Origin of the sequence: Streptomyces sp. NBC_00158, assembly GCF_045160885.1 — a bacterium.
GTDB lineage: Bacteria > Actinomycetota > Actinomycetes > Streptomycetales > Streptomycetaceae > Streptomyces.
In genome coordinates this window covers 3,705,322-3,731,025 of record NZ_CP108161.1, presented here as the reverse complement: position 1 = coordinate 3,731,025, position 25,704 = coordinate 3,705,322, and the positions used below count along the sequence as shown (strand labels likewise).

24 protein-coding genes are annotated in these 25,704 nt (G+C 74.0%); 16 read left to right on the top strand and 8 right to left on the bottom strand.

What is annotated here, in order from left to right:
- Nucleotides 1-79: 79 nt before the first annotated feature.
- From OG553_RS17160 to OG553_RS17120, 9 genes are all read left to right on the top strand, one after another.
- A complete protein-coding gene (locus OG553_RS17160; protein WP_405979804.1) occupies nucleotides 80-625 on the top strand; it encodes a hypothetical protein in 546 nt (181 codons plus the stop codon).
- 61 nt (nucleotides 626-686) lie between these two features.
- Nucleotides 687-1,370, top strand: a complete 684-nt coding sequence (locus OG553_RS17155) for a PadR family transcriptional regulator (protein ID WP_405979803.1) — start codon at nucleotides 687-689, stop codon at nucleotides 1,368-1,370.
- 25 nt (nucleotides 1,371-1,395) lie between these two features.
- Nucleotides 1,396-2,139 carry an ABC transporter ATP-binding protein gene (locus OG553_RS17150; protein ID WP_405979802.1) on the top strand — a complete coding sequence of 248 codons (744 nt, stop codon included), beginning with the start codon at nucleotides 1,396-1,398 and terminating at the stop codon, nucleotides 2,137-2,139.
- A 101-nt stretch (nucleotides 2,140-2,240) separates the two neighbouring features.
- On the top strand, nucleotides 2,241-4,997 hold the full coding sequence (locus tag OG553_RS17145) for an FtsX-like permease family protein (RefSeq protein WP_405983061.1): 2,757 nt from the start codon (nucleotides 2,241-2,243) through the stop codon (nucleotides 4,995-4,997).
- Between the two features lie 82 nt (nucleotides 4,998-5,079).
- The gene (locus tag OG553_RS17140) at nucleotides 5,080-5,619 is read left to right on the top strand and encodes a bacterial proteasome activator family protein (protein WP_401254360.1); all 540 of its coding nucleotides are present in this window, start codon (nucleotides 5,080-5,082) and stop codon (nucleotides 5,617-5,619) included.
- A gap of 713 nt (nucleotides 5,620-6,332) precedes the next feature.
- Nucleotides 6,333-7,208: an NTP transferase domain-containing protein gene (locus tag OG553_RS17135; protein WP_405979801.1), complete on the top strand. Its 876-nt coding sequence runs from the start codon at nucleotides 6,333-6,335 to the stop codon at nucleotides 7,206-7,208.
- A complete protein-coding gene (locus OG553_RS17130; RefSeq protein ID WP_405979800.1) occupies nucleotides 7,205-8,497 on the top strand; it encodes a molybdopterin molybdotransferase MoeA in 1,293 nt (430 codons plus the stop codon). The genes OG553_RS17135 and OG553_RS17130 overlap by 4 nt, the downstream gene beginning before the upstream one ends.
- The gene (locus OG553_RS17125; RefSeq protein ID WP_405979799.1) at nucleotides 8,485-9,585 is read left to right on the top strand and encodes a potassium channel family protein; all 1,101 of its coding nucleotides are present in this window, start codon (nucleotides 8,485-8,487) and stop codon (nucleotides 9,583-9,585) included. Before OG553_RS17130 ends, OG553_RS17125 begins: the two co-directional genes overlap by 13 nt.
- 19 nt (nucleotides 9,586-9,604) lie before the next feature.
- Nucleotides 9,605-10,582, top strand: coding sequence for an NAD(P)H-quinone oxidoreductase (locus tag OG553_RS17120; RefSeq protein ID WP_405979798.1), 978 nt, complete (start codon nucleotides 9,605-9,607; stop codon nucleotides 10,580-10,582).
- A gap of 224 nt (nucleotides 10,583-10,806) precedes the next feature.
- Here the strand turns inward: OG553_RS17120 and OG553_RS17115 are convergent, their stop codons facing one another.
- From OG553_RS17115 to pdhA, 3 genes are read right to left on the bottom strand one after another with little or no spacing between them, the layout of a single operon-like run.
- On the bottom strand, nucleotides 10,807-12,129 hold the full coding sequence (locus tag OG553_RS17115; protein ID WP_405979797.1) for a dihydrolipoamide acetyltransferase family protein: 1,323 nt from the start codon (nucleotides 12,127-12,129) through the stop codon (nucleotides 10,807-10,809).
- Nucleotides 12,129-13,127: an alpha-ketoacid dehydrogenase subunit beta gene (locus OG553_RS17110; protein WP_405979796.1), complete on the bottom strand. Its 999-nt coding sequence runs from the start codon at nucleotides 13,125-13,127 to the stop codon at nucleotides 12,129-12,131. The genes OG553_RS17115 and OG553_RS17110 overlap by 1 nt, the downstream gene beginning before the upstream one ends.
- On the bottom strand, nucleotides 13,127-14,260 hold the full coding sequence (gene pdhA / locus OG553_RS17105) for a pyruvate dehydrogenase (acetyl-transferring) E1 component subunit alpha (protein WP_405979795.1): 1,134 nt from the start codon (nucleotides 14,258-14,260) through the stop codon (nucleotides 13,127-13,129). The genes OG553_RS17110 and pdhA overlap by 1 nt, the downstream gene beginning before the upstream one ends.
- A gap of 179 nt (nucleotides 14,261-14,439) precedes the next feature.
- On the opposite strand from pdhA, the gene OG553_RS17100 reads away from it, so the two are divergent.
- Nucleotides 14,440-14,994, top strand: a complete 555-nt coding sequence (locus OG553_RS17100; protein WP_386275350.1) for an Lrp/AsnC family transcriptional regulator — start codon at nucleotides 14,440-14,442, stop codon at nucleotides 14,992-14,994.
- A 54-nt stretch (nucleotides 14,995-15,048) separates the two neighbouring features.
- Here the strand turns inward: OG553_RS17100 and OG553_RS17095 are convergent, their stop codons facing one another.
- Both OG553_RS17095 and OG553_RS17090 read right to left on the bottom strand, forming a co-directional pair.
- Nucleotides 15,049-15,639, bottom strand: coding sequence for a TetR/AcrR family transcriptional regulator (locus OG553_RS17095; RefSeq protein ID WP_285547841.1), 591 nt, complete (start codon nucleotides 15,637-15,639; stop codon nucleotides 15,049-15,051).
- Nucleotides 15,636-17,162, bottom strand: coding sequence for a 3-hydroxyacyl-CoA dehydrogenase (locus tag OG553_RS17090; RefSeq protein ID WP_405979794.1), 1,527 nt, complete (start codon nucleotides 17,160-17,162; stop codon nucleotides 15,636-15,638). The genes OG553_RS17095 and OG553_RS17090 overlap by 4 nt, the downstream gene beginning before the upstream one ends.
- 189 nt (nucleotides 17,163-17,351) lie before the next feature.
- On the opposite strand from OG553_RS17090, the gene paaN reads away from it, so the two are divergent.
- A complete protein-coding gene (gene paaN, locus OG553_RS17085; RefSeq protein WP_405979793.1) occupies nucleotides 17,352-19,034 on the top strand; it encodes a phenylacetic acid degradation protein PaaN in 1,683 nt (560 codons plus the stop codon).
- A 10-nt stretch (nucleotides 19,035-19,044) separates the two neighbouring features.
- On the opposite strand, the gene OG553_RS17080 is transcribed toward paaN, so the two are convergent.
- The 3 genes from OG553_RS17080 to OG553_RS17070 all read right to left on the bottom strand — a co-directional run bounded on the left by OG553_RS17080 (nucleotide 19,045) and on the right by OG553_RS17070 (nucleotide 21,879).
- The gene (locus OG553_RS17080; RefSeq protein WP_405979792.1) at nucleotides 19,045-19,785 is read right to left on the bottom strand and encodes a TrmH family RNA methyltransferase; all 741 of its coding nucleotides are present in this window, start codon (nucleotides 19,783-19,785) and stop codon (nucleotides 19,045-19,047) included.
- A gap of 109 nt (nucleotides 19,786-19,894) precedes the next feature.
- The gene (locus OG553_RS17075) at nucleotides 19,895-21,184 is read right to left on the bottom strand and encodes an HTTM domain-containing protein (RefSeq protein ID WP_405983060.1); all 1,290 of its coding nucleotides are present in this window, start codon (nucleotides 21,182-21,184) and stop codon (nucleotides 19,895-19,897) included.
- Nucleotides 21,181-21,879 carry a DUF5819 family protein gene (locus OG553_RS17070; protein WP_405979791.1) on the bottom strand — a complete coding sequence of 233 codons (699 nt, stop codon included), beginning with the start codon at nucleotides 21,877-21,879 and terminating at the stop codon, nucleotides 21,181-21,183. The genes OG553_RS17075 and OG553_RS17070 overlap by 4 nt, the downstream gene beginning before the upstream one ends.
- 135 nt (nucleotides 21,880-22,014) lie before the next feature.
- Between OG553_RS17070 and paaA the strand changes: the two genes are divergently transcribed.
- From paaA to OG553_RS17045, 5 genes are read left to right on the top strand one after another with little or no spacing between them, the layout of a single operon-like run.
- The gene (paaA, locus tag OG553_RS17065) at nucleotides 22,015-23,031 is read left to right on the top strand and encodes a 1,2-phenylacetyl-CoA epoxidase subunit PaaA (protein ID WP_405979790.1); all 1,017 of its coding nucleotides are present in this window, start codon (nucleotides 22,015-22,017) and stop codon (nucleotides 23,029-23,031) included.
- Complete coding sequence (gene paaB / locus OG553_RS17060; protein WP_125813338.1) at nucleotides 23,028-23,312, top strand: 1,2-phenylacetyl-CoA epoxidase subunit PaaB; 285 nt, start codon at nucleotides 23,028-23,030, stop codon at nucleotides 23,310-23,312. The genes paaA and paaB overlap by 4 nt, the downstream gene beginning before the upstream one ends.
- Entirely contained in the window at nucleotides 23,309-24,043 is a 735-nt protein-coding gene (paaC, locus tag OG553_RS17055; RefSeq protein WP_405979789.1) for a 1,2-phenylacetyl-CoA epoxidase subunit PaaC, read from the top strand. The genes paaB and paaC overlap by 4 nt, the downstream gene beginning before the upstream one ends.
- Nucleotides 24,037-24,543, top strand: a complete 507-nt coding sequence (paaD, locus tag OG553_RS17050; RefSeq protein ID WP_405979788.1) for a 1,2-phenylacetyl-CoA epoxidase subunit PaaD — start codon at nucleotides 24,037-24,039, stop codon at nucleotides 24,541-24,543. Before paaC ends, paaD begins: the two co-directional genes overlap by 7 nt.
- Nucleotides 24,544-25,644 (top strand): 2Fe-2S iron-sulfur cluster-binding protein, encoded by a 1,101-nt coding sequence (locus OG553_RS17045; RefSeq protein ID WP_405979787.1) that lies wholly within the window; start codon nucleotides 24,544-24,546, stop codon nucleotides 25,642-25,644.
- Nucleotides 25,645-25,704 lie beyond the last annotated feature (60 nt).

Sequence of the window (25,704 nt, the reverse complement as noted above, 5' to 3'; positions counted from 1 at the left end):
GGTTTGCCCCAGCATGTGAACCTGAGTGCGGCGCTCCGACATCGGACGTCCGGGCCGCACGGAAGGGGAGGGGCACCCCGTGACTCGACGCCTCCGCCCGCCGCACTGGACCGCCGGGGCCTCGCTGGCCGCCGCCGCGCTGCTGGCCTCCGCCCCCGCGAGCGCGACCCCCGCCCGCACCCCGGCCGCCGCCGCGCCCGCACTCCCCGGCCGGGCGGCCTGGGGGAACCTGCCGGCGGCAGCCGGGGCAGTACCGCGAGAGGCCTACGAGGAACTCGCCGGCAGCGCCGCGGGCGTTGCGCGGGCGCGCCCCGGGCGGCCCGCCGACGCACCCCCCGACCCCGCCTTCGCCGCCGCCGGACGGCCGGTGCACCCGGTCCACCCGGCGCGCCCGCTCCAGCCGGCGCAGGAACGGCCCGAGCCCGCCCTGCCGCGGCCGGAGGCGTCGGCCAGCCCACCGCCGGCCGTCACCGCACCCGTCACCGCACCCGTCACCGCGCTCGGCACCGAGCCCAACGAACGGGCCGCCGACCTGGCCGCGCACCTGCTCCCGCTGGGCACCGGACTGGCCCTGATGGGACTGGGGATCGGCTACATGGGCGTGCGGCTGCGGCGGGGCCGGTAGCGCGGCGCCGCCGGGGGCGGGGTGTTTGCACAGACGAGCATACTCGGTATACATACTCAGTATGTCGATCCGTCACGGCCTTCTCGCACTGCTGGAACGGGGCCCCCGCTACGGCTCCCAGCTGCGCACCGAGTTCGAATCCCGCACCGGCTCCACCTGGCCCCTCAACGTCGGGCAGGTGTACACCACACTGGGCCGCCTGGAGCGCGACGGCCTCGTCGCCCCCGGCGGCGAGGACCACGCCGGCCACACCCTCTACGCCATCACCGACGAGGGCCGCACCGAACTGCACGACTGGTACGAGCGGCCCGTCGACCGCACCAACCCGCCCCGCGACGAGCTGTCCATCAAGCTCGCCATGGCCGTGGGCGCGCCCGGCGTGGACATCCGCGCCGTCATCCAGGCGCAGCGGCACGCCACCCTCAAGGCGATGCAGGACTACACCCGGCTCAAGGCCGGTGCGCTCGCCGCCATCGAGAGCGGCCGGTCCCGCGAACGCGACGACCTGGCCTGGCTGCTGGTCCTGGAACAGCTGATCTTCCAGACCGAGGCCGAGGCCCGCTGGCTCGACCACTCCGAGACCCGCCTCGTCAGGCTGGCCGCGCTCGGCCCGGCCGACCCGCCCGCCGGTCCGGCGGACGCACCCGGTCCGACGGCAGCGCCCGCCACCGGCACCACCGGCACCACCGGCACCACCGGCACCACCGGCACCACCAGGCCCGCCGCCCGCACGCGGCGCGGCTGAACGAACGTCCCAGGGGGGATCCCTCATGCCCGACCAGCACCGCTCCAACCCCGTACTCCGGCTCGACCGCCTCGTCCGCACCCACGGCAGCGGCGCCACCGAGGTGCACGCCCTGCGCGGGATCGACCTCAGCGTCCACCCCGGCGAACTCGTCGCCGTCATGGGCCCGTCCGGCTCCGGAAAGTCCACGCTGCTCACCCTCGCGGGCGGGCTCGACACCCCCACCAGCGGCAACGTCCTGGTCGAGGGCGTCGACATCACCACCGCCTCCCGCCGGCAGCTGGCCGCACTGCGCCGGCGCAGCATCGGCTACGTCTTCCAGGACTACAACCTGATCCCGGCCCTCACCGCCGCCGAGAACGTGGCCCTGCCCCTCGAACTCGACGGGACCTCCGCCCGCAAGGCCCGCCGCGCGGCCCTCGCAGCGCTGGAGGAGATACGCCTGCCGCAGCTCGCCGACCGCTTCCCCGACGAGATGTCCGGCGGCCAGCAGCAGCGGGTGGCCATCGCCCGTGCCCTGGTCGGCGAACGCCGCCTGGTCCTGGCCGACGAACCCACCGGCGCCCTCGACTCCGAGACCGGCGAGTCCGTGCTCGCGCTGCTCCGCACCCGCTGCGACGCCGGCGCCGCCGGCATCCTCGTCACGCACGAACCCCGCTTCGCCGCCTGGGCGGACCGGGTCGTCTTCCTGCGCGACGGCAGCGTCGTCGACGAGACCCTGCGCAGCCAGGCCGACTCGCTGCTCCACGGGCGGGCGGCCGGCCTGTGACCTCCCCGCTCACCGCCTGGTACCACTCCTGGATCGCCGCCCTGCGCATCGCCCGCCGCGACGCGTGGCGCGCAAAGGGGCGCAGCGCCCTCGTACTCGCGATGCTCGCCCTGCCGATCATCGGGATGAGCGCCATCGACCTCACCTACCGCAGCGCCGACCTCTCCACCGGCGAGCGGATGACCCGCGAGCTCGGCGCCGCGGACGCCCGGATCACCCCGGCCGGCCTGGACGCGCCGGTCTACCAGCACCCCAACGGCGAGCAGTACGCGCCCGTCGGCGGCTACGACAAGTACCGCGCCGGCCGCGAGGAGGACCGTCAGCCGCTGAAGTCCGCGCTGCCGCCCGGGATCCGCTCCGTCGAGGACCGCCGCGGCTTCGCCAAGGTCCACACCGCGCACGGGCTGCTGGGAACGGACCTGCGCGAGCTCGACGTGCGCGACCCGCTGACCAAGGGCCTGTTCACCCTCGACCGCGGGCGCATGCCCGAGGCACCGGACGAGGTGGTCGCCACCACCGCCTTCCTGAAGGCCTCCGGCCTGTACGTGGGCTCCTCCGCGAACCCGCGCGGTGCCACGTCCTCGTACCGGATCGTGGGCGCGTACGAGATGCCCGGCAAGCTCGCCCGCCCCGAACTGCTCGCCCTGCCCGGCACCCTGCTCGACCCCCTCGACAAGGCGCTCAAGGCCGCCGGAGCACCCGGGCTCAACCCCCGGCCCGCCTACCTCGTCGCCGCGGGCGGCGATGGTTTCACGTGGAACATGGTCAAGGAGGTCAACAAGCACGGCGCCCTCGTGCTCTCCCGGACCGTCGCCCTGCACCCGCCGGCCGACTCGGACGTCCCGCTGTTCAAGCAGCAGCCGAAGAACGAGTTCAACAGGCCTGACGCCACCATGGCGGCCGAGAAGGCCATCCTGGTCACCGTCATCGGCCTCGCCATGCTGGAGATCTGCCTCCTCGCCGGACCCGCCTTCGCGGTCGGCGCCCGGCGCTCGCGCCGCCAGCTGGGCCTCGTCGGCGCCAACGGCGGCGACCGCCGGCACATCCGGGCCGTCGTCCTCTCCGGCGGCATCGTGCTCGGCGCCGCGGCAGCGGTCATCGGCACGGCCGTCGGCGTCGCCCTCACCATCGGACTGCGGCCCGTGCTGGAGGAGAAGCTCGGCGCCCGCTTCGGCGGCTTCGAAGTCCGCCCCCTGGAGCTGCTGGGCATCGCCCTGCTCGCCGTGGTCACCGGCCTGCTGGCCGCCGTGGCCCCCGCCGTCACCGCGTCCCGGCAGAGCGTGCTGTCCTCCCTCACCGGCCGGCGCGGAGTGCGCCGCGCCAACCGGGTGCTGCCCGTCATCGGGCTCCTCGCCGTCGCCGGCGGTGCGGCGCTCGTCCTGTACGGGAGCCGGTTCCGGACCAACACCACCTTCGTGATGGGCGGCAGCGCCCTCGCCGAGCTCGGCGTCGTCGCCCTCACCCCGCTGCTGGTCGGCATGTTCGGCCGGCTCGGACGGTGGCTCCCGGTGTCACCGCGGCTCGCGCTGCGCGACGCCGTCCGCAACCGGGGGCGCACGGCCCCGGCCGTGGCCGCCGTACTGGCCGCCGTCGCCGGAACGGTCGCGGTGTCCACGTACCAGCACAGCCGGGACGTCCAGTTCCGGCACGAGTACGAGGCCGTACTCCCCGACAACGCCGGCTACCTGACGACCCATGACAACGCCGGCCACAAGGAGATGCCCGCCCTGCGCGACACCCTGTCGAAGTCCCTGCCGGTGGCCGTGCGGGCCGACGTGGACCGGCTCGTCGTCGGCAACCCGAACTGCTCCCCGCTCTCCACGGCCCCGGGCTGCGGCCGGGCCGAGGTCATCGTCCCCAAGGAGCAGCGCTGCCCGCTCTTCGAGGCGGAACACGGACCGGGCTCCTTCCCGCCCGAACAGGCCCGCGCACTGCGGCAGGACCCGCGCTGCAAGCAGGAGGGCGGCCGCTTCACCCCCTTCGACGTCGTCGTCGCCGACGAGAAGCTGCTCCAGGTGCTGGCCGTCTCCGACCCGGGGTCGGTGGCCGCGCTGAAGGAGGGCCGGCCCGTCTCCTTCAACGCCAACCAGGTCAAGGACGGCAAGGTCACCCTGCGCCTGGTCACCGACCCGCGCGCCGCCGAAGAGGCCTCCGAGCGGCGCGCCGACCCGCCCGGCCAGGACAAGGTGCTCGCCGTCCACCAGGCGCCCGGCACCGTTCAGGGCTGGGGCCTCGAACTGGTCCTGCCGCCCGCCGCCGCCCGCGCCGCCGGCATCGCCACGGCTCCGGCCGGCGCCTACTTCAGCCTCGACCGGAAGGCCGGCACCGAGGAACGGCAGCGGCTGGACGGGGAGATCGACCGGATGGGCGCCGACGCCGAGGTCAGGATCGAGGAGGGCTACCAGGAGCAGCACACCCTGGGCCTGCTCGCCCTGAGCGTCTTCGCCGGGCTCGTCACCATCGGCGCCGCCGGCATCGCCACCGGCCTCGCCCAGGCGGACTCCGAGGCCGACCTGAAGACCCTGGCGGCGGTCGGCGCGGCCCCGCGCGTACGGCGCACCCTCAGCGGCTTCCAGTGCGGGGTGGTGGCCCTGATGGGCGTGGTCCTCGGCTCGGCGGCGGGCGTCCTGCCCGCGGTCGGACTCCGCCTCACCGAGGAGCGGGAACAGCGGAGGCTCATCCAGAGCGCCCTCGACATGGGCTACGCCTCGGCACGCGACACCGAGCTGTACGTCCCGATCGCGGTGCCCTGGGACACGCTGGCCGGCCTGCTGGTCCTCGTCCCGCTGGGCGCCGCGCTGCTGGCCGCACTGGTCACCAGGTCGAGCGGCGCACTGGCCCGGCGGGCGGCGGGCTGATCCCGGTGCCCCCGTACAGGGTGGATCACGCCCGTACGGGGGCACACCGTGTGAGTACGCAGGTGTGCGAGAGAATGACGGCATGGAGATGCCGAGGAGTGAACGGTCGCAGGACAGCCCCCCGCACGTGCTGATCGTGGGCCAGGACGGGACGGCGGTCGGCGGCACCGATGACGAGTCGCGCGAGGTCCCGGTGACGGAGATGGTCGAACAGCCCGCCAAGGTCATGCGCATCGGCAGCATGATCAAGCAGCTTCTGGAAGAAGTCCGCGCAGCTCCTCTGGACGAGGCCAGCCGGGTCCGTCTGAAGGACATCCACGCTGCGTCGGTGAAGGAACTCGAAGACGGCCTTGCGCCGGAGCTGGTGGAGGAACTGGAGCGGCTCTCCCTGCCGTTCACCGAGGAGGCGGTCCCCTCCGAAGCCGAACTGCGGATCGCGCAGGCGCAGTTGGTGGGGTGGCTGGAAGGCCTCTTCCACGGCATCCAGACGGCCCTGTTCGCGCAGCAGATGGCGGCGCGGGCCCAGCTGGAGCAGATGCGCCGAGCCCTTCCGCCGGGCGGCTCCCACGACGACGACGAAGACGGCCCCCACGGCGCGGTCCGCTCGGGCCCGTACCTCTAGCTTTCCTGCACCGCTCGCGCGGTGCGGCCGCAGGCGGCCTCACCGGCTTCGCGCCGCTGCGCCGGACTCCGTCCGGCGGTAGCGGGGCGGGGCCGGTTCGCGTGTCCGGGGCCGGTGGGCCGGGTGCGGGGCCGGTTCGCGTGTCCGGGGCCGGTGGGCCGGGTGCGGGGCCGGTTCGCGTGTCCGGGGCCGGTGGGCCGGGTGCGGGTGCGTTGCCGCTGCGCGGGCGAGGTCCCCTACCCGCCCTTCCACCGTTCCCCGGGCGCTGCCCGGACCCGCGCCTCAAACGCCGGCGAGGCTGAAAACCCCCAGGGGCTCCGCCCCTGACCCCGTACTGGCGCTGCGCGCCCGTCGCCTCGCACTCCCCCAGCTATCGCTGGGAGGTGCCCCCAGCGCGGGCTGGATGTGCGCAGCCCATCTCAGCCCCGCCGGCGTTTGAGGCGCGGGGGTCCGGGGGCGGAGCCCCTGGGACACGGCCCGCAGCCGAACGACCGGCGCAGCCAAACCCAGCCCCGCCCGCGTTTGAGGCGCGGGGGTCCGGGGGCGGAGCCTCCAGGAGGGGGCCGGGCGTAGCCCGGGGAACGGGCGAAGGGTGGGGCGGGGAGTGGCCCGCGCAGCGGCACCCCACCCGGCCGGCCCCGGCCCGGCCCCCGCATAAGCACGGAGTAAGTCGGCGACGACGCCGCCCAGATGCCCCGCGCATACTCAGGGGCATGAGCTACGACGCCATCGTCCTCGCCGGCGGCGCCGCCCGGCGCCTCGGCGGGGCCGACAAGCCCACCCTCCACGTCGGCGGCCGCACCCTCCTCGACAGGGTCCTCGCAGCCTGCCCCGACGCCGCCGAGACCGTCGTGGTCGGCGCCCGCACGGCAACCGCCCGCCCCGTCCGGTGGACCCGCGAGGACCCGCCCGGCGGCGGCCCGGTGGCCGCGCTGGACGCCGGGCTCCGCCGGACCACCGCCCCGCTGGTCCTCGTGCTCTCCGCCGACCTGCCCTTCCTGGACCGGGCCACGGTCCACGCCCTGCTCTCCGCAGCCGGCACCGACGGCGACGGCGCCCTCCTCCGCGACGCGACCGGCCGCGACCAGCCCCTCGTCGCCGCCTACCGCGCGGAGCCCCTCCGCCGCGAGATCGCCCTGCTCGCCACCGAGCACGGCACCCTGCACGGCCTCCCGCTGCGCGCCCTCACCGCCGAGCTCGATCTGGCCAGGATCGGCGCGGCTGAGCCACTCGCCTCCTTCGACTGCGACACCTGGGAAGACCTGGCAGCGGCCCGCGCCCGGATCAGGGAGCATGGGAGCGTGCTGGAGCATTGGATCACCGCTGCCAAGAACGAACTCGGGATCGACGACGTCCCCGTCGACGTCGCGACCCTGCTCGACCTCGCCCGTGACGCCGCCCACGGCGTGGCCCGGCCCGCGGCCCCGCTGACGACGTTCCTCGTCGGCTACGCGGCCGCCCGCGCCGAGGCCACCGGCGCGGACCCCGCCCGGGCCGTCGCCGAGGCCTCCCGCAAGGCCGCCGAACTGGCGCTGCGCTGGGCAGCCGAAGCCCAGCCCCCACACCCCGAGGAGACCGGCTCCGGATGACCCGTACCGACGCCGACGGCGCCCTGGACGAGGCCCTCGCCCTGGTCAGCCGCAACCCCGACCCCGGCTCCGCCACCGGCCACCGCGCCGCCCCCTGGCTGCGCGCCCGGGAGACCGCGGCCCGGGCCGGCACGTCCGTGCCGGCCCGCACCCACCGGGTGCCCTTCGCGGACGCGCTCGGCGAGGTGCTGACCGCACCCCTCGAAGCCCTCAGCGACCTGCCGTCCTTCGACACCTCGGCCATGGACGGCTGGGCCGTCGCCGGCCCCGGCCCCTGGCGGGTCCGCCCCGGAGACGGGGTGCTCGCGGGTGACGAGCCGCCCGCGCCGCTCGCCGACGGCGAGGCCGTACGGATCGCCACCGGCGCCCGCGTCCCTGCCGACACCACCGCCGTGATCCGCAGCGAGCACGCCCGCGAGTCCGGCACCCAACTGTACTCCGACCGGCCCGTGAACACCGGCCAGGACATCCGCCCGCGCGGCCAGGAATGCCGCTCGGGCGACCTGCTGCTCCCCGTGGGCTCCCTCGTCACCCCGGCCGTGCTCGGCCTCGCCGCGGCCGCCGGGTACGACGAGCTGGTCACCCGGCCCCGGCCGCGCGTGGAGATCCTCGTCCTCGGGGACGAGCTGCTCACCGAGGGCCGCCCGCACGACGGTCTGATCCGGGACGCCCTCAGCCCCATGCTCGGCCCCTGGATCACCCGGCTCGGCGCCGAAGTCATCGGTACGCGCCGGCTCGGCGACGACCCCGCCGGGGCCGAGGCCCTGCTCAAGGCCGTCACCTCCTCCACCGCCGACGTCGTCGTCACCACCGGCGGCACCGCCTCCGGCCCCGTCGACCACGTCCACCCCGTGCTGGAGCGCGCCGGGGCCGAGCTGCTCGTGGACGGGGTCGCCGTGCGCCCCGGGCACCCGATGCTGCTGGCCCGCATCGGCGACCGGGAGGACGCCCGCCACGTGGTCGGACTGCCCGGCAACCCCCTCGCCGCCGTGTCCGGGCTGCTGACCCTCGCCGAGCCGCTGCTGCGCGCCCTCGCGGGCCGCCGCCAGCGCCCCCGCTACACGGTCCCGGTGGAGGGCGACGTACCCGGCCACCCGTACGACACCCGGCTCGTGCCGGTACTGCTGACCGACGAACACGCCGTACCGCTGCGGTACAACGGCCCGGCGATGCTGCGCGGAGTGGCGGGCGCCGACGCGCTGGCCGTCGTACCGCCGCACGGCGCACGATCGGGGCAGGAGCTGGAGATCCTGGACCTGCCCTGGGCTTCGGGGGGATGTTTCACGTGAAACTTCACGGCCAGGACGCCATGGCGCGGGGCGCGGACGAGAAGCTCGTCTCACGCCGCATCAAACTCCCCAAGCGGGAGGTCGAGAAGCCGCTCCGGCAGGTCACCCGGCGACTGCTGATGGCCCTCTTCGTGCTGTGCCTGACGGTACTGATCGTCTGGCTCGACCGCGAGGGCTACCACGACAACGCCAACGAGAAGGTCGACTTCCTCGACTGCGTCTACTACGCGACCGTGACCCTGTCGACCACGGGCTACGGCGACATCGTCCCCTACAGCGACAGCGCGCGGCTGGTCAACGTCCTGCTGATCACCCCGCTGCGCGTGCTGTTCCTGATCATCCTGGTCGGCACCACCCTGGAGGTGCTGACCGAACGGACCCGCGAAGAGTGGCGGCTCAACCGCTGGAGGAACAACTTGCGTGAGCACACGGTCGTCGTGGGCTTCGGCACCAAGGGCCGATCCGCCCTGCAGACGCTGCTGGCGACCGGCCTCCCGAGGGAGCAGGTCGTCATCGTCGACCCCAGCGCCAAGGTGATCGACATCGCCAACTCGGAGGGCTTCACCGGAGTCATCGGCGACGCCACCCGCTCCGAAGTGCTGCTGCGGGCCGAACTCCAGAAGGCCCGTCAGATCATCATCGCCACCCAGCGCGACGACACGGCCGTACTGGTCACCCTGACGGCCCGGCAGCTCAACCGGGGCGCGAAGATCGTGGCCGCGGTCCGCGAGGAGGAGAACGCGCCGCTGCTGAAGCAGTCCGGCGCGGACGCCGTCATCACGAGCGCGAGCGCGGCCGGCCGGCTGCTGGGCCTGTCGGTTCTCAGCCCCAGCGCGGGCACCGTGATGGAGGACCTGATCCAGCAGGGCAGCGGCCTGGACCTGATCGAACGGCCCGTCACCAAGTCGGAGGTGGGCCGCAGCGTCCGCGACACCGGCGACCTCGTCGTCAGCGTCCTGCGCGGGCACCGGCTGCTCCCGTACGACGACCCGCACGCGAGCCCGCTCCAGCTGACGGACCGCCTGATCACCATCGTCCGGGCGGTCCCGCCGACCGGCCCCCAGGTCACCCTGGGCCCGGCCGAGTAGCACCGGTAGATTCCGGGCCATGCATGCGATCACGATCGAGCAGCCCGGCGGCCCCGAGGCCCTGGTCTGGGCCGAAGTACCCGATCCGGTGGCGGGCGAAGGGGAGGTGCTCGTCGAGGTCGCGGCGAGCGCCGTGAACCGCGCCGACGTCCTGCAGCGGCAGGGCTTCTACGACCCGCCGCCGGGCGCCTCCCCGTATCCCGGCCTGGAGTGCTCCGGGCGGATCGTCGAGGTCGGCCCGGGCGTGTCCGGCTGGGCGGTCGGCGACGAGGTGTGCGCGCTGCTGTCCGGCGGCGGATACGCCCAGCGGGTCGCCGTACCGGCGGGCCAGCTGCTGCCGGTCCCCGAGGGCGTGGACCTGGTGACGGCTGCCGCGCTGCCGGAGGTCGTGGCGACGGTGTGGTCCAACGTCTTCATGGTGGCCGGGCTGCGTCCGGGCGAGACCCTCCTGGTGCACGGCGGCTCCAGCGGCATCGGCACGATGGCCGTCCAGCTGGGCAAGGCCGTCGGGGCGCGGGTGGCGGTGACCGCGGGCGGCAAGGAGAAGCTGGCGCGCTGCGCTGAGCTCGGCGCGGACGTCCTGATCGACTACCGCGAGCAGGACTTCGTGGAGGAACTGCGGTCCGCGACGGGCGGGGCCGGGGCGGACGTGATCCTGGACATCATGGGCGCGAAGTACCTCGCGCGGAACCTGGACGCGCTGGCCATGAACGGCCGGCTCGCGGTGATCGGCCTCCAGGGCGGTGTGAAGGCGGAGCTGGACCTGCGCACGCTGCTGGCCAAGCGGGCGGCGATCACGGCGACGTCGCTGCGGACCCGGCCGCTGGAGGAGAAGGCGGCCATCGTGGCGGCCGTCCGGGAGCACGTGTGGCCCCTGATCGCCACCGGCCGCGTCACGCCGGTGGTCCACGCGGCGTACCCGATCGCCGAAGCCGCGGAAGCCCACCGGATCCTCGAAGCGAGCACCCACGTGGGCAAGCTCCTGCTGACGCTCTGACGTCCCGGGGGGGAGCCGCTGCGCGGAGCGGTCCCCTACCCTCCCCCAGACTCCGTCCGGGGGACCCCGCCCGGTGCGCTCAAACGCCGGCGAGGCTGGATATATCCAGCCTCGCCGGCGTTTGAGGCGCGGGGGTCTGGGGGCGGAGCCCCCAGGGGTTCCGGGGCGCAGCCCCGGGGAACGGGCGAAGGGCGGGGCGCGGAGCAGCCCGTGCAGCGGCCCGCCTAAAGGCTGCGCAGCAGCACCGCCGGGTTCTCCACGCAGTCGGCCACGTACCGCAGGAAGCCACCGGCCGCCCCGCCGTCGCAGACGCGGTGGTCGAAGGTCAGGGAGAGCTGCACGACCTGACGCACGGCCAGCTCCCCCTTGTGCACCCACGGCTTCGGAATGATCCGGCCCACGCCGAGCATCGCCGCCTCGGGGTGGTTGATGATCGGCGTGGAGCCGTCCACCCCGAACACCCCGTAGTTGTTCAGCGTGAACGTCCCGCCGGTCAGGTCGGACGGGGACAGCTTCCCGGCCCGCGCCAGCTCGGTCAGCCGGGCGAACTCCGCCGACAGGGCCTCCGGGCTGCGCGTGTGGGCGTCCCGGACCACCGGGACCATCAGCCCGCGCTCGGTCTGGGCGGCGAAGCCCAGGTGCACGGACGGGAGCCGGACGATCTCGTTGGCGGCGAGGTCCACCGTGGAGTTGAGCTCGGGGTACTTGGCGAGCGCGGCCGTGCAGATGCGGGCCAGCAGCGCGAGCACCGAGATCTTCGGCCCGTCCACGGCGTTCATCGCGGCCCGCGCGGCCATCAGCTCGGTGGCGTCCGCGTCGACCCAGCACGTGGCCTCGGGGATCTCCCGCCGGCTGCGCGAGAGCTTCTCGGCGACGGCGCCCCGCAGCCCCTTGAGCGGGATCCGCTCGCCCTGCGCGGCCACCGGGACCGGCGCCGCCACGGGGGCGGCCACGGGCTCGGGGGCGCGGAGCGCGGCTTCCACGTCGGCCCGCAGGATCAGGCCCTGCGGCCCGGATCCGCGCAGCGCCCGCAGGTCGACCCCGTTGTCCCGGGCCAGCTTGCGCACGAGCGGGGAGATGACGGGCACCGGCCCGGCGGGCACCACCGGAGCCGGAGCCGCCGGGGCCGCGACCGGGGCCGCGACGGGCGCCGACACCGCGGCGGTGACGGGTCGCACCCGCCGCCGACGCGCCGGGCGCGAGTGGTCCGAGCCGTACCCGATCAGCGGCCGGGGCGCGTCGGCGGAAGCTTCGGCACCCGCGTCGGCGACGGCCTCCACGGCCCCGGCGGGGGCCGACTCCGCGCCCACCGCCACGGTGATCAGCGGGGCGCCGACGGGCAGCTCCTCGCCCTCCTCGCCGAACCGGGCGGTGACCACGCCTCCGTACGGGCAGGGCACCTCCACCATCGCCTTGGCCGTCTCGACCTCGACGACCGGCTGGTCGATGGCGACGACGTCGCCCACCGCCACCAGCCACCGCACGATCTCGGCCTCGGTCAGCCCCTCGCCGAGGTCGGGCAGCTTGAATTCCATGACCTGCGGCATCAGTTCTCCCACTGCAGGCGGGCCACGGCGTCGAGGATCCGCTCCACGCCGGGCAGGTGGTGCTTCTCCAGCATCGGCGGCGGGTACGGGATGTCGAAGCCCGTCACGCGCAGCACCGGAGCCTCCAGGTGGTGGAAGCAGCGCTCCATCACGCGGGCGGCGACCTCCGCGCCCGGCCCGCCGAAGCCGCCGGCCTCGTGGACCACCACCGCGCGCCCGGTGCGGCGTACGGCGGCGACGACGGTCTCCTCGTCGAAGGGGACGAGGGAGCGCAGGTCGACGACCTCCAGGTCCCAGCCCTCCTCGCGGGCCGCCTCGGCCGCCTCCAGGCAGACCGGCAGCGAGGGGCCGTACGTGATCAGGGTGGCGCTCGTGCCGGCCCGGCGGACCAGGGCCTTGCCGATGCCCGGGACGGCCGTGGGGGCCTCCGGCGACCACTGCGACTTGGACCAGTAGAGGCGCTTCGGCTCCAGGAAGACCACCGGGTCGTCGCTCGCGATCGACTCGCGCAGCAGCCCGTACGCGTCCTCGACCGTCGCCGGGGTCACGACGGTGAGCCCGGGGGTCGCCGTGTAGTAGGCCTCGGAGGAGTCGCAGTGGTGCTCGACGCCGCCGATCCCGCCGCCGTACGGCACGCGGATGGTGATCGGGAGCGGCATCTTGCCCCGGGTGCGGTTGCGCATCTTCGCCACGTGCGAGAGGAGCTGCTCGAAGGCCGGGTAGGCGAACGCGTCGAACTGCATCTCCACGACGGGCCGCAGCCCGTACATGGCCATGCCGACGGCGGTGCCGAGGATCCCGGCCTCGGCGAGCGGGGTGTCCGTGACTCGGTCCTCGCCGAACTCCTTCACGAGCCCGTCGGTGATGCGGAAGACACCTCCCAGCGCGCCGACGTCCTCGCCCATCACGTGGACGGTGGGGTCTTCGGCCATGGCGTCGCGCATGGCACGGGTGAGGGCCTGCGCCATCGTCGCGGGCTTCGCGGCAACGGTCGTCATCACTCTCCCTCGGCTTCCAGCTCGGCGCGCAGCATCGCGGCCTGCTCGCGCAGTCGGCCGGTCTGCTCCGCGTAGACGTGTGCGAAGAGGTCCATCGGGTCGACCACGGGGTCGGCGTTCATCCGCTCGCGCAGGTCCGCCGCCATCACCTCGGCCGCGTCGCGCGCCTCCTGGATGCCCTCGTCGTCGAGGATGCCGCGCGCGGTGAGCTCGCGCTCCAGCAGCTGCACCGGGTCGTGCGCCTTCCAGGCCTCGACCTCGGCGTCGGTGCGGTAGCGGGTGGCGTCGTCCGCGTTCGTGTGGGCCTCCATCCGGTAGGTGACGGCCTCGATCAGGGTCGGTCCGCCGCCCGCGCGGGCCCGCTTCACCGCCTCGGTGAGGACCTCGTGCATGGCGGCGACGTCGTTGCCGTCGACCAGCCGGCCGGGCATCCCGTAGCCCACGGCCTTGTGGGCGAGGGTGGGCGCGGCGGTCTGCTTGGCGAGCGGGACGGAGATGGCGAAGCCGTTGTTCTGGACGAGGAAGACCACCGGGGCCTGCCAGACGGCCGCGAAGTTCAGCGCCTCGTGGAAGTCGCCCTCGCTGGTGCCGCCGTCGCCGACCATGGCGAGCGCGACGACCTCGTCGCCGCGCAGCCGTGCGGCGTGCGCCAGGCCCACCGCGTGCGGCAGCTGGGTGGCGAGGGGGGTGCACAGGGGGGCTATGCGGTGTTCGCGGGGGTCGTACCCGGTGTGCCAGTCGCCGCGCAGCAGCGTCAGCGCCTGTACGGGGTCCAGTCCGCGCGCCACGGCCGCGAGGGTGTCGCGGTAGCTCGGGAAGAGCCAGTCCTGCTCCTCCAGGACCAGTGCGGCCGCGATCTCGGCGGCCTCCTGCCCGACGGTGGAGGGGTACACGGCGAGACGGCCCTGCTTGGTCAGGGCGGTGGCCTGCGCGTTGTAGCGGCGGCCCCGGACGAGCTCGGCGTAGTACCGGCGCATGAGCGCGGGGTCGAGCTCCTCCGCCGCCGGAGTGCCCAGCACCCGGTAGGGCTCGGGGTCCGGCAGCAGCGGGGCGGCCTCCATACGGGGCCTCCAGGCGGGCGGCGGGGTGACACGGTGCGACGCACCGGCACCGGGCAGCTCTTGGACCGTCATGGCGGCGTACACCTCCTCGTGGGAAGCGGGCTGGGGGCGCCACCGGGTGTGAGGCGCCTCACCAACCGATTGTTCGGTCGTTGGCGCAATTTGGCTACAGGCGGCTCCAGGCTGTGGACAAAGTGGCGGCGGAGCCTTGGGATGGGTGCAGGACGTCCAGGAGAGGGAGGCAGTGGGCAATGCCGGATGAACAAATGGCCGGAGCGGGTTCCGCACCGGTCCCACCGGGGGGCGCACCTTCGGGCCCACCGGTGCCGCCACGCCCCCTGGACCCCATCGACCGTTCGATCATGCGGTTGCTCCAGGCGGACGGCCGCGCGTCGATACGGTCGGTGGCGGAGCAGGTGCACGTCTCCCGGGCCAACGCCTACGCGCGGATCAACCGGCTGATCGACGACGGGGTGATCCGCGGCTTCACGGCCCGGGTGAACCACGAGCGCGCGGGGCAGGGCGCGTCGGCGTACATCACGCTGAAGATCGTCCAGAACTCCTGGCGGACGGTGCGCGAGAAGCTGCGCGAGCTGCCGGGCGCGGCGCACATCGCGCTGGTCAGCGGGGATTTCGACGTCCTGCTGCTGGTCCACACGCCGGACAACCGCACGCTGCGGGAGCTGGTCCTGACCCGCCTCCAGGCCATCCCGGAGGTGCTGTCCACGCGCACGCTGCTGGTGTTCGAGGAAACGGATCTGCTGGACCCGGGCCCGTCGGGCGGCCCCGCCCTCACGGAGGACTGAGCGGGGCCGGACGGACGGGCGGGCGGGGCCGGCCGGGCGACTGGGCCGGACGGGCTACGCGGCCTTGGTGCGCAGGCCGTCCAGGGCCATGCTGACCACGGCGTCCGCGAGCTGGTCGGGGGTGGTGCCCGGGTGCGGGCGGTACCACTCGACCAGCGAGTTCACCATGCCGAACAGCAGGCGGGTGGCGAGCCGGATGTCCACGTCGGCGCGCAGGTCCCCGTCGGCGGCGGCGGCCTTGAGGAGCTCCGCCACCTGGTGGTCGAACTCGCGGCGGCGCTCCAGGGCCCAGCGCTCGGTGCGGGTGTTGCCGCGCACCCGCAGCAGGAGGGTGACGTACGGCAGTTCCGCGACCAGGACCTCGACCGTGCGGCGGGTCACGTACTCGACGCGCGCGACCGCGCGGCCGCGTACGGCGCCCGGCTCGTCCAGGATCCCGAACAGGCCGTCCAGGGCCCGGCTGACGGCCCGGTGGAGGAGCTCCTCCTTGCCCGCGACGTGGTGGTAGATCGAGGACTTGGAGATCCCGGCGGCCTTGGAGAGGTGCTCCATGGAGGTGCCGTCGTAGCCGCGTTCGTTGAAGACCTGTACGGCGACGGAGAGCAGCGTCTCCGGGGTGTAGGTGTCCCGCCTGGCCGTGGTCACTCGGTGCCCTCCTCTTCCCCGTCCTCGTCCTCGCCGGCCGCGTAGCCCAGCTTGAACAGTGCCAGCGAGGGCGCGTAGCGCCCGCCCGGACAGCGCTCGTCGAGGTGGTGCAGCAGGTCGTACGCCCAGTCGCGGCCGAGCCGGTCGTGCCATTCGGCGGGGCCGAGCGGGTAGTTCACGCCGAGCCGCATCGCGGTGTCGATGTCCTGCGCGGAGGCCACCCCGCGCGCGACGGCGTCGGCGGTGAGGTCGATCAGCATCGCGACGGTCCGGGCGACGATCATGCCGGGGACGTCGCCGATGACGGAGACGTCCTTGCCGAGCCGCTGGAAGAGGCCGACCGCCTCGGCGAGGGTGCGCTCGGTGGTGTCCTCGCTGGCGGACAGCGCGATCCGGGTCGCGCCGCGGTAGTCGAGCGCGAGGTCGAAGTAGACGACGTCGGCGAACTCGACCGAGGTCTTGCCGTCCGCGAGGACCAGCTGGCCCTCGCCGGGCAGCTGGATGTACGGGCCGCCGTGCTCGGTGGCGGTGACCGCGATCCCGGCCTCCTCCATCAGGTCGGCCAGGACGGCGGCCGGGCCGAGGTCGCCGACGACGGTGACCTTCTCCGGGGCGTCCTCGGGGCCGGCCGTGTGCGGGGCGGGCGTCACGGCGCCGTCCGCGTACGGGAACCAGCCGTGCCCGGACTTGCGGCCGAGGCGGCCCGCCTGGACCAGCCGGCGCTGGGCGAGCGAGGGGGTGAACTTGGGGCTGCGGAAGAAGGAGTCCCAGACCGAGCGGGTGACGGCCTCGTTGACGTCCTGTCCGATCAGGTCGGTCAGCTGGAAGGGCCCCATCTTGAAGCCGCCGCTCTCGCGCAGGACGGCGTCGATGGTCGCGGGGTCGGCGCCCTGCTCCTCGTAGACCGCGAAGGCCTCGGCGTAGAAGGGGCGGGCGATCCGGTTGACGATGAAGCCGGGGGTGTCTGCGCAGCGGACCGGCGTCTTCCCCCAGCCCAGGACCGTGCGGTACGCGCGCTCGGCGGCGGCCGGGTCGGTGGCGTGGCCGCTGACCACCTCGACGAGGGGGAGGAGCGGGGCCGGGTTGAAGAAGTGCAGGCCGAGGAAGCGGCCCGGGTGGGCCAGGCCGGCGGCGAGCTCGGTGACGGAGAGGGAGGAGGTGTTGGTCGCCAGCAGCGCGTCCGGCGGAACCACTCCTTCGAGGGCCGCGAACAGCTCGCGCTTGACGGTGACGTCCTCGACGATCGCCTCGATCACCAGGGCGGCGGAGGCCAGCCCGGCCAGGGTCTCGGCGGACTCCAGCCGGCCGACGGCGTCGTCGGCCTCGGCCCGGTCCAGCCGTCCCTTGGCGACGAGCCGCTCGATGCGGCCGCCCACGGTCTGGACGGCCTCGCGGGCCCGCTCGGGCACGGAGTCGTAGAGGCGTACGCGATGACCTGCGAGGAGAGCGACCTGGGCGATGCCCTGGCCCATGGTTCCGGCGCCGATGACCGCCACAGTGCGAGCCCGCTCGATTGCTGTCATGTCCTGATCCTCCCGCACGCGGTTGTCCACAGGTCTGCCGGGCCCTCTTGTACCGACCGATCGTTCGGTTACTCTAACTCCAGTCTGCTCTTCTTCACCCGCCCCAGCCCGATCCCAGCCTGACTCCAGCCTGAACCCAGTCTGCGAACCAGCCTGATCCCGCCCGGCTCAACGAGGAGTTGGTCCCTGATGGCCGCCGAGCTCACCGTCCCCCAGCTTTCCGAGAAGCACCGGACCACCCTGGACCAGGCGCTGGATGCCATCCGCAGCCGCGCCTACTGGTCCCCGCACCCCGAGCACCCGAAGGCCTACGGGGAGAGCGCCCCGGCCGACGGGCTCGCCGCCTTCGAGGCCGTCCGCGGCACCCGCTTCGACCTCGGGCAGCCCGGCACGGACGGCTGGGCGGGCGGCGAGGTCTCGCCGTTCGGTCCGGAGCTGGGCGTGGAGTACCCGCACGTCGACCCGGACGTGCTGCTGCCCGCGATGAAGGCCGGCATCGCCGCCTGGCGGGACGCCGGTCCCGAGACCCGCGCCCTGGTCTCCATCGAGATCCTCGCCCGCATCTCCGCCCGCACCCACGAGTTCGCGCACGCGGTCATGCACACCAGCGGCCAGGCCTTCATGATGGCCTTCCAGGCGGGCGGCCCCCACGCGCAGGACCGCGGCCTGGAGGCGGTGGCCTACGCGTACGAGGAGCAGACCCGGGTTCCCGGACAGGCAGCCTGGTCGAAGCCGCAGGGCAAGAAGGACCCGCTGGAGCTCGGCAAGACCTTCACGGCCGTGCCGCGCGGCATCGCGCTGATGATCGGCTGCAACACCTTCCCCACCTGGAACGGCTACCCGGGCCTGTTCGCCTCCCTCGCCACCGGCAACGCCGTCCTGGTCAAGCCGCACCCGCGCGCCGTGCTGCCGCTGGCGCTGACCGTGCGGGTGGCCCGCGAGGTCCTGGCCGAGGCGGGCTTCGACCCGAACCTCGTCGCCCTGGCCGTCGAGCGGCCGGGCGAGGGCATCGCCAAGACCCTGGCCGTGCGCCCCGAGATCAAGCTCGTCGACTACACCGGGTCGACCGAGTTCGGCGACTGGCTGGAGACCAACGCCCGCCAGGCGCAGGTCTACACGGAGAAGGCCGGCGTCAACACGGTCGTCGTCGACTCCACGGACGACTACAAGGGCATGCTGTCCAACCTGGCCTTCTCCCTCTCCCTGTACAGCGGCCAGATGTGCACCACCCCGCAGAACCTGCTGATCCCCCGCGACGGCATCGAGACGGACGCCGGCCACAAGTCGTACGACGAGGTCGTCGCCGACCTCGCCGCCTCGGTCGGCGGCCTGCTGGGCGACGACGCCCGCGCCAACGCCCTGCTGGGCGCGCTGGTCAACCCGGACGTCAAGGCCCGCCTGGAGGCGGCGGCCGGCCTCGGCGAGGTCGCGCTGGCCTCCCGCGAGGTGGCGAACCCCGAGTTCCCCGACGCGGTCGTGCGCACCCCGGTGATCGTGAAGCTGGACGCCGGCAAGCCGGACCCGGAGGCGGCCTACCTGTCCGAGTGCTTCGGCCCGGTCTCCTTCGCGGTGGCGGTGGACTCCACGGCGGACGCCCTCGACCTGCTGCGCCGTACGGTGCGGGAGAAGGGCGCGATGACCGTGGGCGCGTACACCACGTCCGGGGACACCGAGCGGGCGATCGAGGAGGTCTGCCTGGAGGAGTCGGCGCAGCTGTCGCTGAACCTGACGGGCGGGGTCTTCGTGAACCAGACCGCGGCCTTCTCCGACTTCCACGGCTCCGGCGGCAACCCGGCCGCCAACGCCGCGCTGTGCGACGGGGCGTTCGTGGCCAACCGCTTCCGCGTGGTGGAGGTCCGCCGCCAGGGCTAGCCCCCGGGCCCTAGCCCTTGGGTCCGCCCCAGTGGAACAGGGTCATGGCCACGCTGGTGGCCAGGTTGTAGCTGGACACCTGGGGGCGCATCGGGAGCGCCACCAGGTGATCGGCCCGGGCGCGCAGCTCGGGCGAGATGCCGTGCCGCTCCGACCCGAAGGCGAGCAGCGCGTCGTCGGGCAGGACGAGGCCGCGGATGTCCTCGCCCCCCGCGTCGAGCGCGTACACCGGGCCCGGCGGGAGCTCCTCCAGCTCCAGCCGGTCCACGGTGGTGGCGTAGTGCAGCCCGGCACCGGCGCGGACCACGTTCGGGTGCCAGGGGTCGAGGTCGCCCCGGGTCACCACCCCGGTGGCCCCGAAGCCGGCGGCGAGGCGGACGACGGCGCCGACGTTGCCGAGGTTGCGGGGGTTGTCGAGCAGGACGACGGGGGCGGGCCGGGGCGTGCGCGCCAGCGCGGCCCGTCCGGCCTCCCGGCCGGGGCGCACGGCGAGCGCGGCAACCCCGGTGGGGTGCACGCGGGGCAGCAGCTCCTTGAGCGGAGCCTTGCGCACGAGGCGGGCCACCTCGTCCTCCACATCGGGCGCCAGCCCGGCGGCGAGCTCCCGCACCCGTTCGGGCTCGTCGGCGACGACGACCAGCACCTCGGCCCCGAAGCGCAGCGCGTGCTTCAGCGCGTGGAACCCGTCGAGCAGTACGACGTCGTCCCGCGCGGCGGCCAATTCCCACGTCACACCCTGCTGCGCACCCATGCCCCGACCCTAAGCCCCGCCCGGCCGACGCCGTGCCGCCGCTGCGCGGGGCTGCTCCCCGCCCCGCCCTTCGCCCGTTCCCCCGGGGCTCCGCCCCGGACCCCGGTCCTCAAACGCCGGACGGGCTGGACGCCCCTGCCTCGCCGGCGATCCCGGCCCCGCCGGCAATCCCGGCCTCGCCGGCGTTTGAGGCGCTGGGGGTCCCCCCAGCGGTAGCCGGGGGAGGGCCTGGGGGCGGAGCCCCCAGGAGGGGTCCGGGCGCAGCCCGGGGAACGGGCGAAGGGCGGGTAGGGGACCAGCGCCGCAGGCCACCGGCGACGGCGACAGCCCGGGCCCCCACCCACACCAGCAGCCCCGTCGGCAGGAACACCGCATCGGCGGCGATCATCGCCAAAGAGAAGAACGGCAGCCCCAGCAGCACCGCGATCCCGGCGTGCTCCAGCATCATCACCGCCAGCAGCACGTTCTTGACCCGCCGGTTGAACAGCGTGAACGGGAACGCCACCTGCACCAGCACGGTCCCGTACGTCAGCAGCATCACCACCACCCCGCTGGAAGCCACCAGCTCCGACAGCCGGGGCCACGGGGTGAAGTAGTCCAGGCTCAGCGGGTAGTACAGCGCGGTCCCGTCCTGCCACCGCGAGCCCTGGATCTTGTACCAGCCGGCGGTGGCGTAGATCAGGCACACCTCGGCCGCGATCACCAGCATCCCGGCGTTGTGCAGCAGGTTCGCGAGCACGTCGAGGGTCGCCCGCCGCTCGCCCCCGGGTTCGTACCGGTCGGTGAGCCACCACAGCGCCGTCCCGGTCCACAGGGTCCCGAAGAACACGAGCCAGAGCGTGCCGAGGTGCCCGCCGGCCACCCCGTACGCGAACCCGGCGCCCAGCAGCGCCCACAGCACCGGCCCGGCGGCCCCCGCGGTCGCCGCGCCGCGCAGCCGGGCGCGGCGGGCGTCCAGGGACCACACCTGCCCGCAGCGGGTCAGCACGAGGTAGACGGCCATCAGGTGGATGACGTTGTCCCCGCCGTCGCCCATGAACACGCTGCGGTTCTGCAGCGACAGCACCCCGATCATGAAGAGGACCGACGAGGCCCGGGTCCGCCAGCCCAGCACCAGCAGCGCGCTCGCGAGCAGGGAGAGGGCGTACACGGCCTCGAACCACAGCGTCGAGTCCGACCACATGAGCACCGTGAAGGCGCGGTTGGAGGCGATCAGCCGCTCGGCCAGCTGCCAGCTCCAGGGCCCGTCGGGGCCGTACAGCTCGTGCCGGCCCGGGAACTCCCGCAGCAGGAAGAACAGCCAGGTCGCGGCGAAGCCGATGCGTACGACGGCGCTCTGGTAGGGGCCCAGCGCCTGTCCGGTGGCCTTCGCGGCCGCCCGCGCGAGGGCGCTCCTCACACGTTCCACCACGGCAGCTCCCGGTAGTACGTCTGGGTGTCGGTCTTCTCCCCGCTCCAGGAGGGCGCGGCCACGGACCGGGTCGCCGAGCGCAGCTGGATCCGTACGATCCGCTCGCCCCCGGGACGGCTCACGGCCTCCCCGCCGGCCAGCCGGGCCACGGCGATCCGCTTCAGGTACTGCTCGGCCAGCTCCCCGCGCTCGCCGTCGGGCTTGTTGTCCTCGTCGTGGGAGCCGGTGAAGAAGTCCCAGGCCCTGCGGAGCTCGTTCTGCTCGGTGTGGCTGGGCAGCAGGCCGTGGCGGATCGCCGCGCCGTCCTCGGCGGACAGGTCGCGCCAGTCGCGGGTGACGAGCTCTCCGCCGGCGGTGCGGACCTGGGCGCGGACCTCGACGGAGATGTTCTGCTGGAGCGGGTTGGGCGCGAAGAGCTTCCAGTTCTGTTCGAACTCGGGGTAGATCCAGCCGTCCACGAGCCTGGCGTTCTGCTTGCCGACGGTGTTGGACGGCGCGACGTGCAGGAAGACCAGTCCGAGGTGCAGGCAGGCGCCGACGCCCAGGGCCCCGAGGGCGAGGGCCGCGATGACCCGGTAGGGGGCGGACAGGCCCGCGATCCCGGGTGCGCGGGGCGGCGCGGGCGGCTCCGGGGCGGCTGTCGGAAGGGCTCCTTCCGCAGGCTCGCGCTCGTTCGAATCCATCCCGCCCCGATCATCCGGCTTCCACAGGGTTGCCCACAGAGGTTGACACCCTACGGGCCGCCGTCTCACCATTGAAGAGGATGAACCGAACGATCGGTCGGTCGGGCGGACGGCACACTCTGACAGGGGACCGGGATGGTCGCAGTGACCCCGGAAACGGGCACGTCAGGCACGGTGGACGGCGCGGTGGACGGGCAGTCCGCGGACCTCGGCGCACAGCTCCGTGCGGACTTCGACGCCGCCGTGGCGGCCGACGAGCGCGTGGAGCCCCGGGACTGGATGCCCGAGGAGTACCGCGCCTCCCTGGTCCGCCAGATGGCACAGCACGCCCACTCCGAGATCATCGGCATGCAGCCCGAGGCCAACTGGATCACCCGCGCGCCCTCCCTGCGCCGCAAGGCGATCCTGATGGCCAAGGTCCAGGACGAGGCGGGCCACGGCCTCTACCTCTACAGCGCCGCCGAAACCCTCGGCACCAGCCGCGACGAGCTGCTCGACAAGCTCCACTCGGGCAAGCAGAAGTACTCCTCGATCTTCAACTACCCCACGCTGACCTGGGCCGACGTCGGCGCCATCGGCTGGCTCGTGGACGGCGCGGCGATCACCAACCAGGTGCCGATCTGCCGCTGCTCCTACGGCCCCTACGCCCGCGCCATGGTCCGGATCTGCAAGGAGGAGTCCTTCCACCAGCGCCAGGGCTACGAGCTGCTCCTCGCCCTCTCGCAGGGCACCCAGGCCCAGCACGAGATGGCCCAGGACGCGGTGAACCGCTGGTGGTGGCCCTCGCTGATGATGTTCGGCCCGCCGGACGACGAGTCGGTCCACAGCGCGCAGGCGATGGCCTGGAAGATCAAGCGCCACTCCAACGACGAGCTGCGCCAGCGCTTCGTGGACATCGCCGTCCCGCAGGCCGAGTCGCTGGGCCTGACCCTGCCCGACCCGGACATCAAGTGGAACGAGGAGCGCGGCCACCACGACTTCGGCGCCATCGACTGGGCCGAGTTCTGGGACGTCCTCAAGGGCAACGGCCCCTGCAACGAACAGCGGATCAGCCAGCGGCGCACGGCGCACGAGGAAGGCGCCTGGGTCCGCGAGGCCGCCTCCGCCTACGCCGCGAAGCACACCAGCACCGGACGAGAGGTACAGGCATGACGCAGAACTGGCCCCTGTGGGAGGTGTTCGTGCGCTCGCGCCGCGGCCTCTCGCACACGCACGCGGGAAGCCTGCACGCCCCCGACGCGGAGATGGCCCTGCGCAACGCACGCGACCTCTACACGCGGCGCAACGAGGGCGTCTCCATCTGGGTCGTGCCCTCCACGGAGATCACCGCCTCCTCGCCGGACGAGCGGGACCCGTTCTTCGCCCCGTCCGCCGACAAGCCGTACCGGCACCCGACCTTCTACGAGATCCCCGAGGGGGTGCGCCACCTGTGAGCGCCGGCACCGACACCCGCACCGCGGCCGCCCTCGCCCTCGGCGACGACGCGCTGATCCTCTCCCACCGCCTCGGCGAGTGGGCGGGCCACGCCCCCGTCCTGGAGGAGGAGGTCGCCCTGGCCAACATCGCCCTCGACCTGCTCGGCCAGGCCCGCCTGCTGCTGTCCATGGCGGGCGACGAGGACGAGCTCGCGTTCCTGCGCGAGGAGCGCTCCTTCCGCAACCTCCAGCTGGTCGAGCAGCCCAACGGGGACTTCGCCCACACCATCGCCCGCCAGCTGTACTTCTCCTTCTACCAGCACGAGCTGTACACGGAGCTCGCCGCCGGGGACGGCCCGTTCGCCCCGCTCGCGGCCAAGGCCGTGAAGGAGACCGCCTACCACCGGGACCACGCCGAGCAGTGGACGCTGCGCCTCGGCGACGGCACCGAGGAGAGCCGGTCCCGGATGCGCGCGGCGCTGGACGCCCTGTGGAAGTTCACCGGGGAGATGTTCCTGCCCGTCGAGGGCCTCGGCCTGGACCGGGCCGCCATGGAGGCCCTGGAGGGCCGCTGGCTGGCCGCGCTGGGCGACGTACTGGACCGGGCGGGCCTCTCCCTGCCCGAGGGGCCCCGCACGGGCGCCTGGGCCGCCGGAGCGGGCCGCCAGGGCCTGCACACCGAGCCGTTCGGGCGGCTGCTCGCCGAGATGCAGCACCTGCACCGCAGCCACCCCGGAGCGTCGTGGTGAGCGCCGGGGCCGGGACCACCCGCCTGGAGGCGGAGCTGGCCGAGCTGGCGGGTTCCGTCCCCGACCCGGAACTGCCCGTGCTGACCCTGGCCGAGCTGGGCGTCGTGCGCGGGGTGCGGATGCACGAGGACGGCCACGCCGAGGTGGTCCTGACCCCGACGTACACCGGCTGCCCGGCCATCGAGGCCATGTCCGCCGACATCGAGCGGGTCCTCACCTGCCACGGCATCCCCGAGGTGCGGGTCACCACGGTCCTGTCCCCGGCCTGGTCCACCGACGACATCAGCGCCGAAGGCCGACGCAAGCTGGCCGAGTTCGGCATCGCGCCGCCCCGCCCGCACTCCACCGGCGGGCCGGTACCGCTGACGCTGTCGGTGCGCTGCCCCAACTGCGGCTCGACGGACACCGAGCTGCTCAGCCGCTTCTCCTCCACCGCGTGCAAGGCGCTGCGCCGCTGCGTCGCCTGCCGCGAACCGTTCGACCACTTCAAGGAGCTGTAGATGGCCGCACCCCGCCACGGCGCGTTCCACCCGCTGACGGTGGCGGCAGTCGACCGGCTCACCGACGACTCGGTGGCACTGACCCTCCGGGTCCCCGAGGAACTGCGCGAGGACTACCGCCACGCCCCCGGCCAGCACCTGACGCTGCGCCGCGGCGCCGCCGAGGGCCCCGAGGTCCGCCGCACCTACTCGATCTGCTCCCCCGCCCCGGCCCCCGACGGCCCCGGCCCGGCCGAGCTGCGGGTGGGCGTGCGCCTGGTGGAGGGCGGCGAGTTCTCCACGTTCGCGCACAAGGAGGTCGCGGCCGGCGACGTGCTGGACGTGATGGTCCCGGCCGGCCGGTTCGTGCTGGACCCGGCCGCCGCCCCGCAGGCCCCGCACTACGCGGCGATCGTCGGCGGCAGCGGCATCACCCCGGTGCTGTCGATCGCCGCCACGGTGCTGGCGGCGCGGCCCGACGCCCGGTTCTGCCTGGTGCGCAGCGACCGTACGGCGGCCTCGACGATGTTCCTGGAGGACGTGGCCGACCTCAAGGACCGCTACCCCGACCGCTTCCAGCTGGTCACCGTGCTCTCCCGCGAGGAGCAGGAGGCCGGGCTGCCGTCCGGTCGGCTCGACGAGGCCCGGCTGGTGTCCCTGCTGCCCGCGCTGCTTCCGGTCGAGGAGGTGACGGGCTGGTTCCTGTGCGGGCCCTACGGGCTCGTGACCGGCGCGGAGAAGGCCCTGGGCGCGCTGGGCGTCGTACGGACCCGGGTGCACGAGGAGATCTTCCACGTCGAGGAAACCGCCCCGCAGGGCCCGGCCCGCTCCGTCCCCTCGCCGGCCCACGGCCGGGTGACCGCCCGGCTCGACGGCCGCTCCGGCACCTGGTCCGTGCAGGACGGCGAGTCCCTGCTGGACACCGTGCTGCGCAACCGCGCGGACGCCCCCTACGCCTGCAAGGGCGGGGTGTGCGGCACCTGCCGGGCCTTCGTGGTCTCCGGCGAGGTGCGGATGGACCGCAACTTCGCGCTGGAGGCGGAGGAGACCGACGCCGGGTTCGTGCTGGCCTGCCAGTCCCACGCCCTGACCGAGGAAGTGGAGATCGACTTCGACCGGTAGGCCCACGCCCACCCCTGCCGGGGGCCTGTCCAATTGCCTCGAGCTGCTCTATCTTGACGC

Bases quoted from the DNA above. Each gene is read 5' to 3' on its own strand.
- paaB (WP_125813338.1), top strand. From the start codon at position 23,028: ATGACGCAGAACTGGCCCCTGTGGGAGGTGTTCGTGCGCTCGCGCCGC.
- paaN (WP_405979793.1), top strand. From the start codon at position 17,352: ATGGCCGCCGAGCTCACCGTCCCCCAGCTTTCCGAGAAGCACCGGACC.
- OG553_RS17120 (WP_405979798.1), top strand. From the start codon at position 9,605: ATGCATGCGATCACGATCGAGCAGCCCGGCGGCCCCGAGGCCCTGGTC.
- OG553_RS17115 (WP_405979797.1), bottom strand. From the start codon at position 12,129: ATGCCGCAGGTCATGGAATTCAAGCTGCCCGACCTCGGCGAGGGGCTG.
- OG553_RS17130 (WP_405979800.1), top strand. From the start codon at position 7,205: ATGACCCGTACCGACGCCGACGGCGCCCTGGACGAGGCCCTCGCCCTG.
- pdhA (WP_405979795.1), bottom strand. From the start codon at position 14,260: ATGACGGTCCAAGAGCTGCCCGGTGCCGGTGCGTCGCACCGTGTCACC.
- OG553_RS17045 (WP_405979787.1), top strand. From the start codon at position 24,544: ATGGCCGCACCCCGCCACGGCGCGTTCCACCCGCTGACGGTGGCGGCA.
- OG553_RS17135 (WP_405979801.1), top strand. From the start codon at position 6,333: ATGAGCTACGACGCCATCGTCCTCGCCGGCGGCGCCGCCCGGCGCCTC.
- paaA (WP_405979790.1), top strand. From the start codon at position 22,015: ATGGTCGCAGTGACCCCGGAAACGGGCACGTCAGGCACGGTGGACGGC.
- OG553_RS17125 (WP_405979799.1), top strand. From the start codon at position 8,485: ATGTTTCACGTGAAACTTCACGGCCAGGACGCCATGGCGCGGGGCGCG.
- OG553_RS17110 (WP_405979796.1), bottom strand. From the start codon at position 13,127: ATGACGACCGTTGCCGCGAAGCCCGCGACGATGGCGCAGGCCCTCACC.
- OG553_RS17145 (WP_405983061.1), top strand. From the start codon at position 2,241: ATGCTCGCCCTGCCGATCATCGGGATGAGCGCCATCGACCTCACCTAC.
- OG553_RS17070 (WP_405979791.1), bottom strand. From the start codon at position 21,879: ATGGATTCGAACGAGCGCGAGCCTGCGGAAGGAGCCCTTCCGACAGCC.
- OG553_RS17100 (WP_386275350.1), top strand. From the start codon at position 14,440: ATGCCGGATGAACAAATGGCCGGAGCGGGTTCCGCACCGGTCCCACCG.
- OG553_RS17155 (WP_405979803.1), top strand. From the start codon at position 687: ATGTCGATCCGTCACGGCCTTCTCGCACTGCTGGAACGGGGCCCCCGC.
- OG553_RS17080 (WP_405979792.1), bottom strand. From the start codon at position 19,785: ATGGGTGCGCAGCAGGGTGTGACGTGGGAATTGGCCGCCGCGCGGGAC.
- OG553_RS17150 (WP_405979802.1), top strand. From the start codon at position 1,396: ATGCCCGACCAGCACCGCTCCAACCCCGTACTCCGGCTCGACCGCCTC.
- OG553_RS17090 (WP_405979794.1), bottom strand. From the start codon at position 17,162: ATGACAGCAATCGAGCGGGCTCGCACTGTGGCGGTCATCGGCGCCGGA.
- OG553_RS17140 (WP_401254360.1), top strand. From the start codon at position 5,080: ATGGAGATGCCGAGGAGTGAACGGTCGCAGGACAGCCCCCCGCACGTG.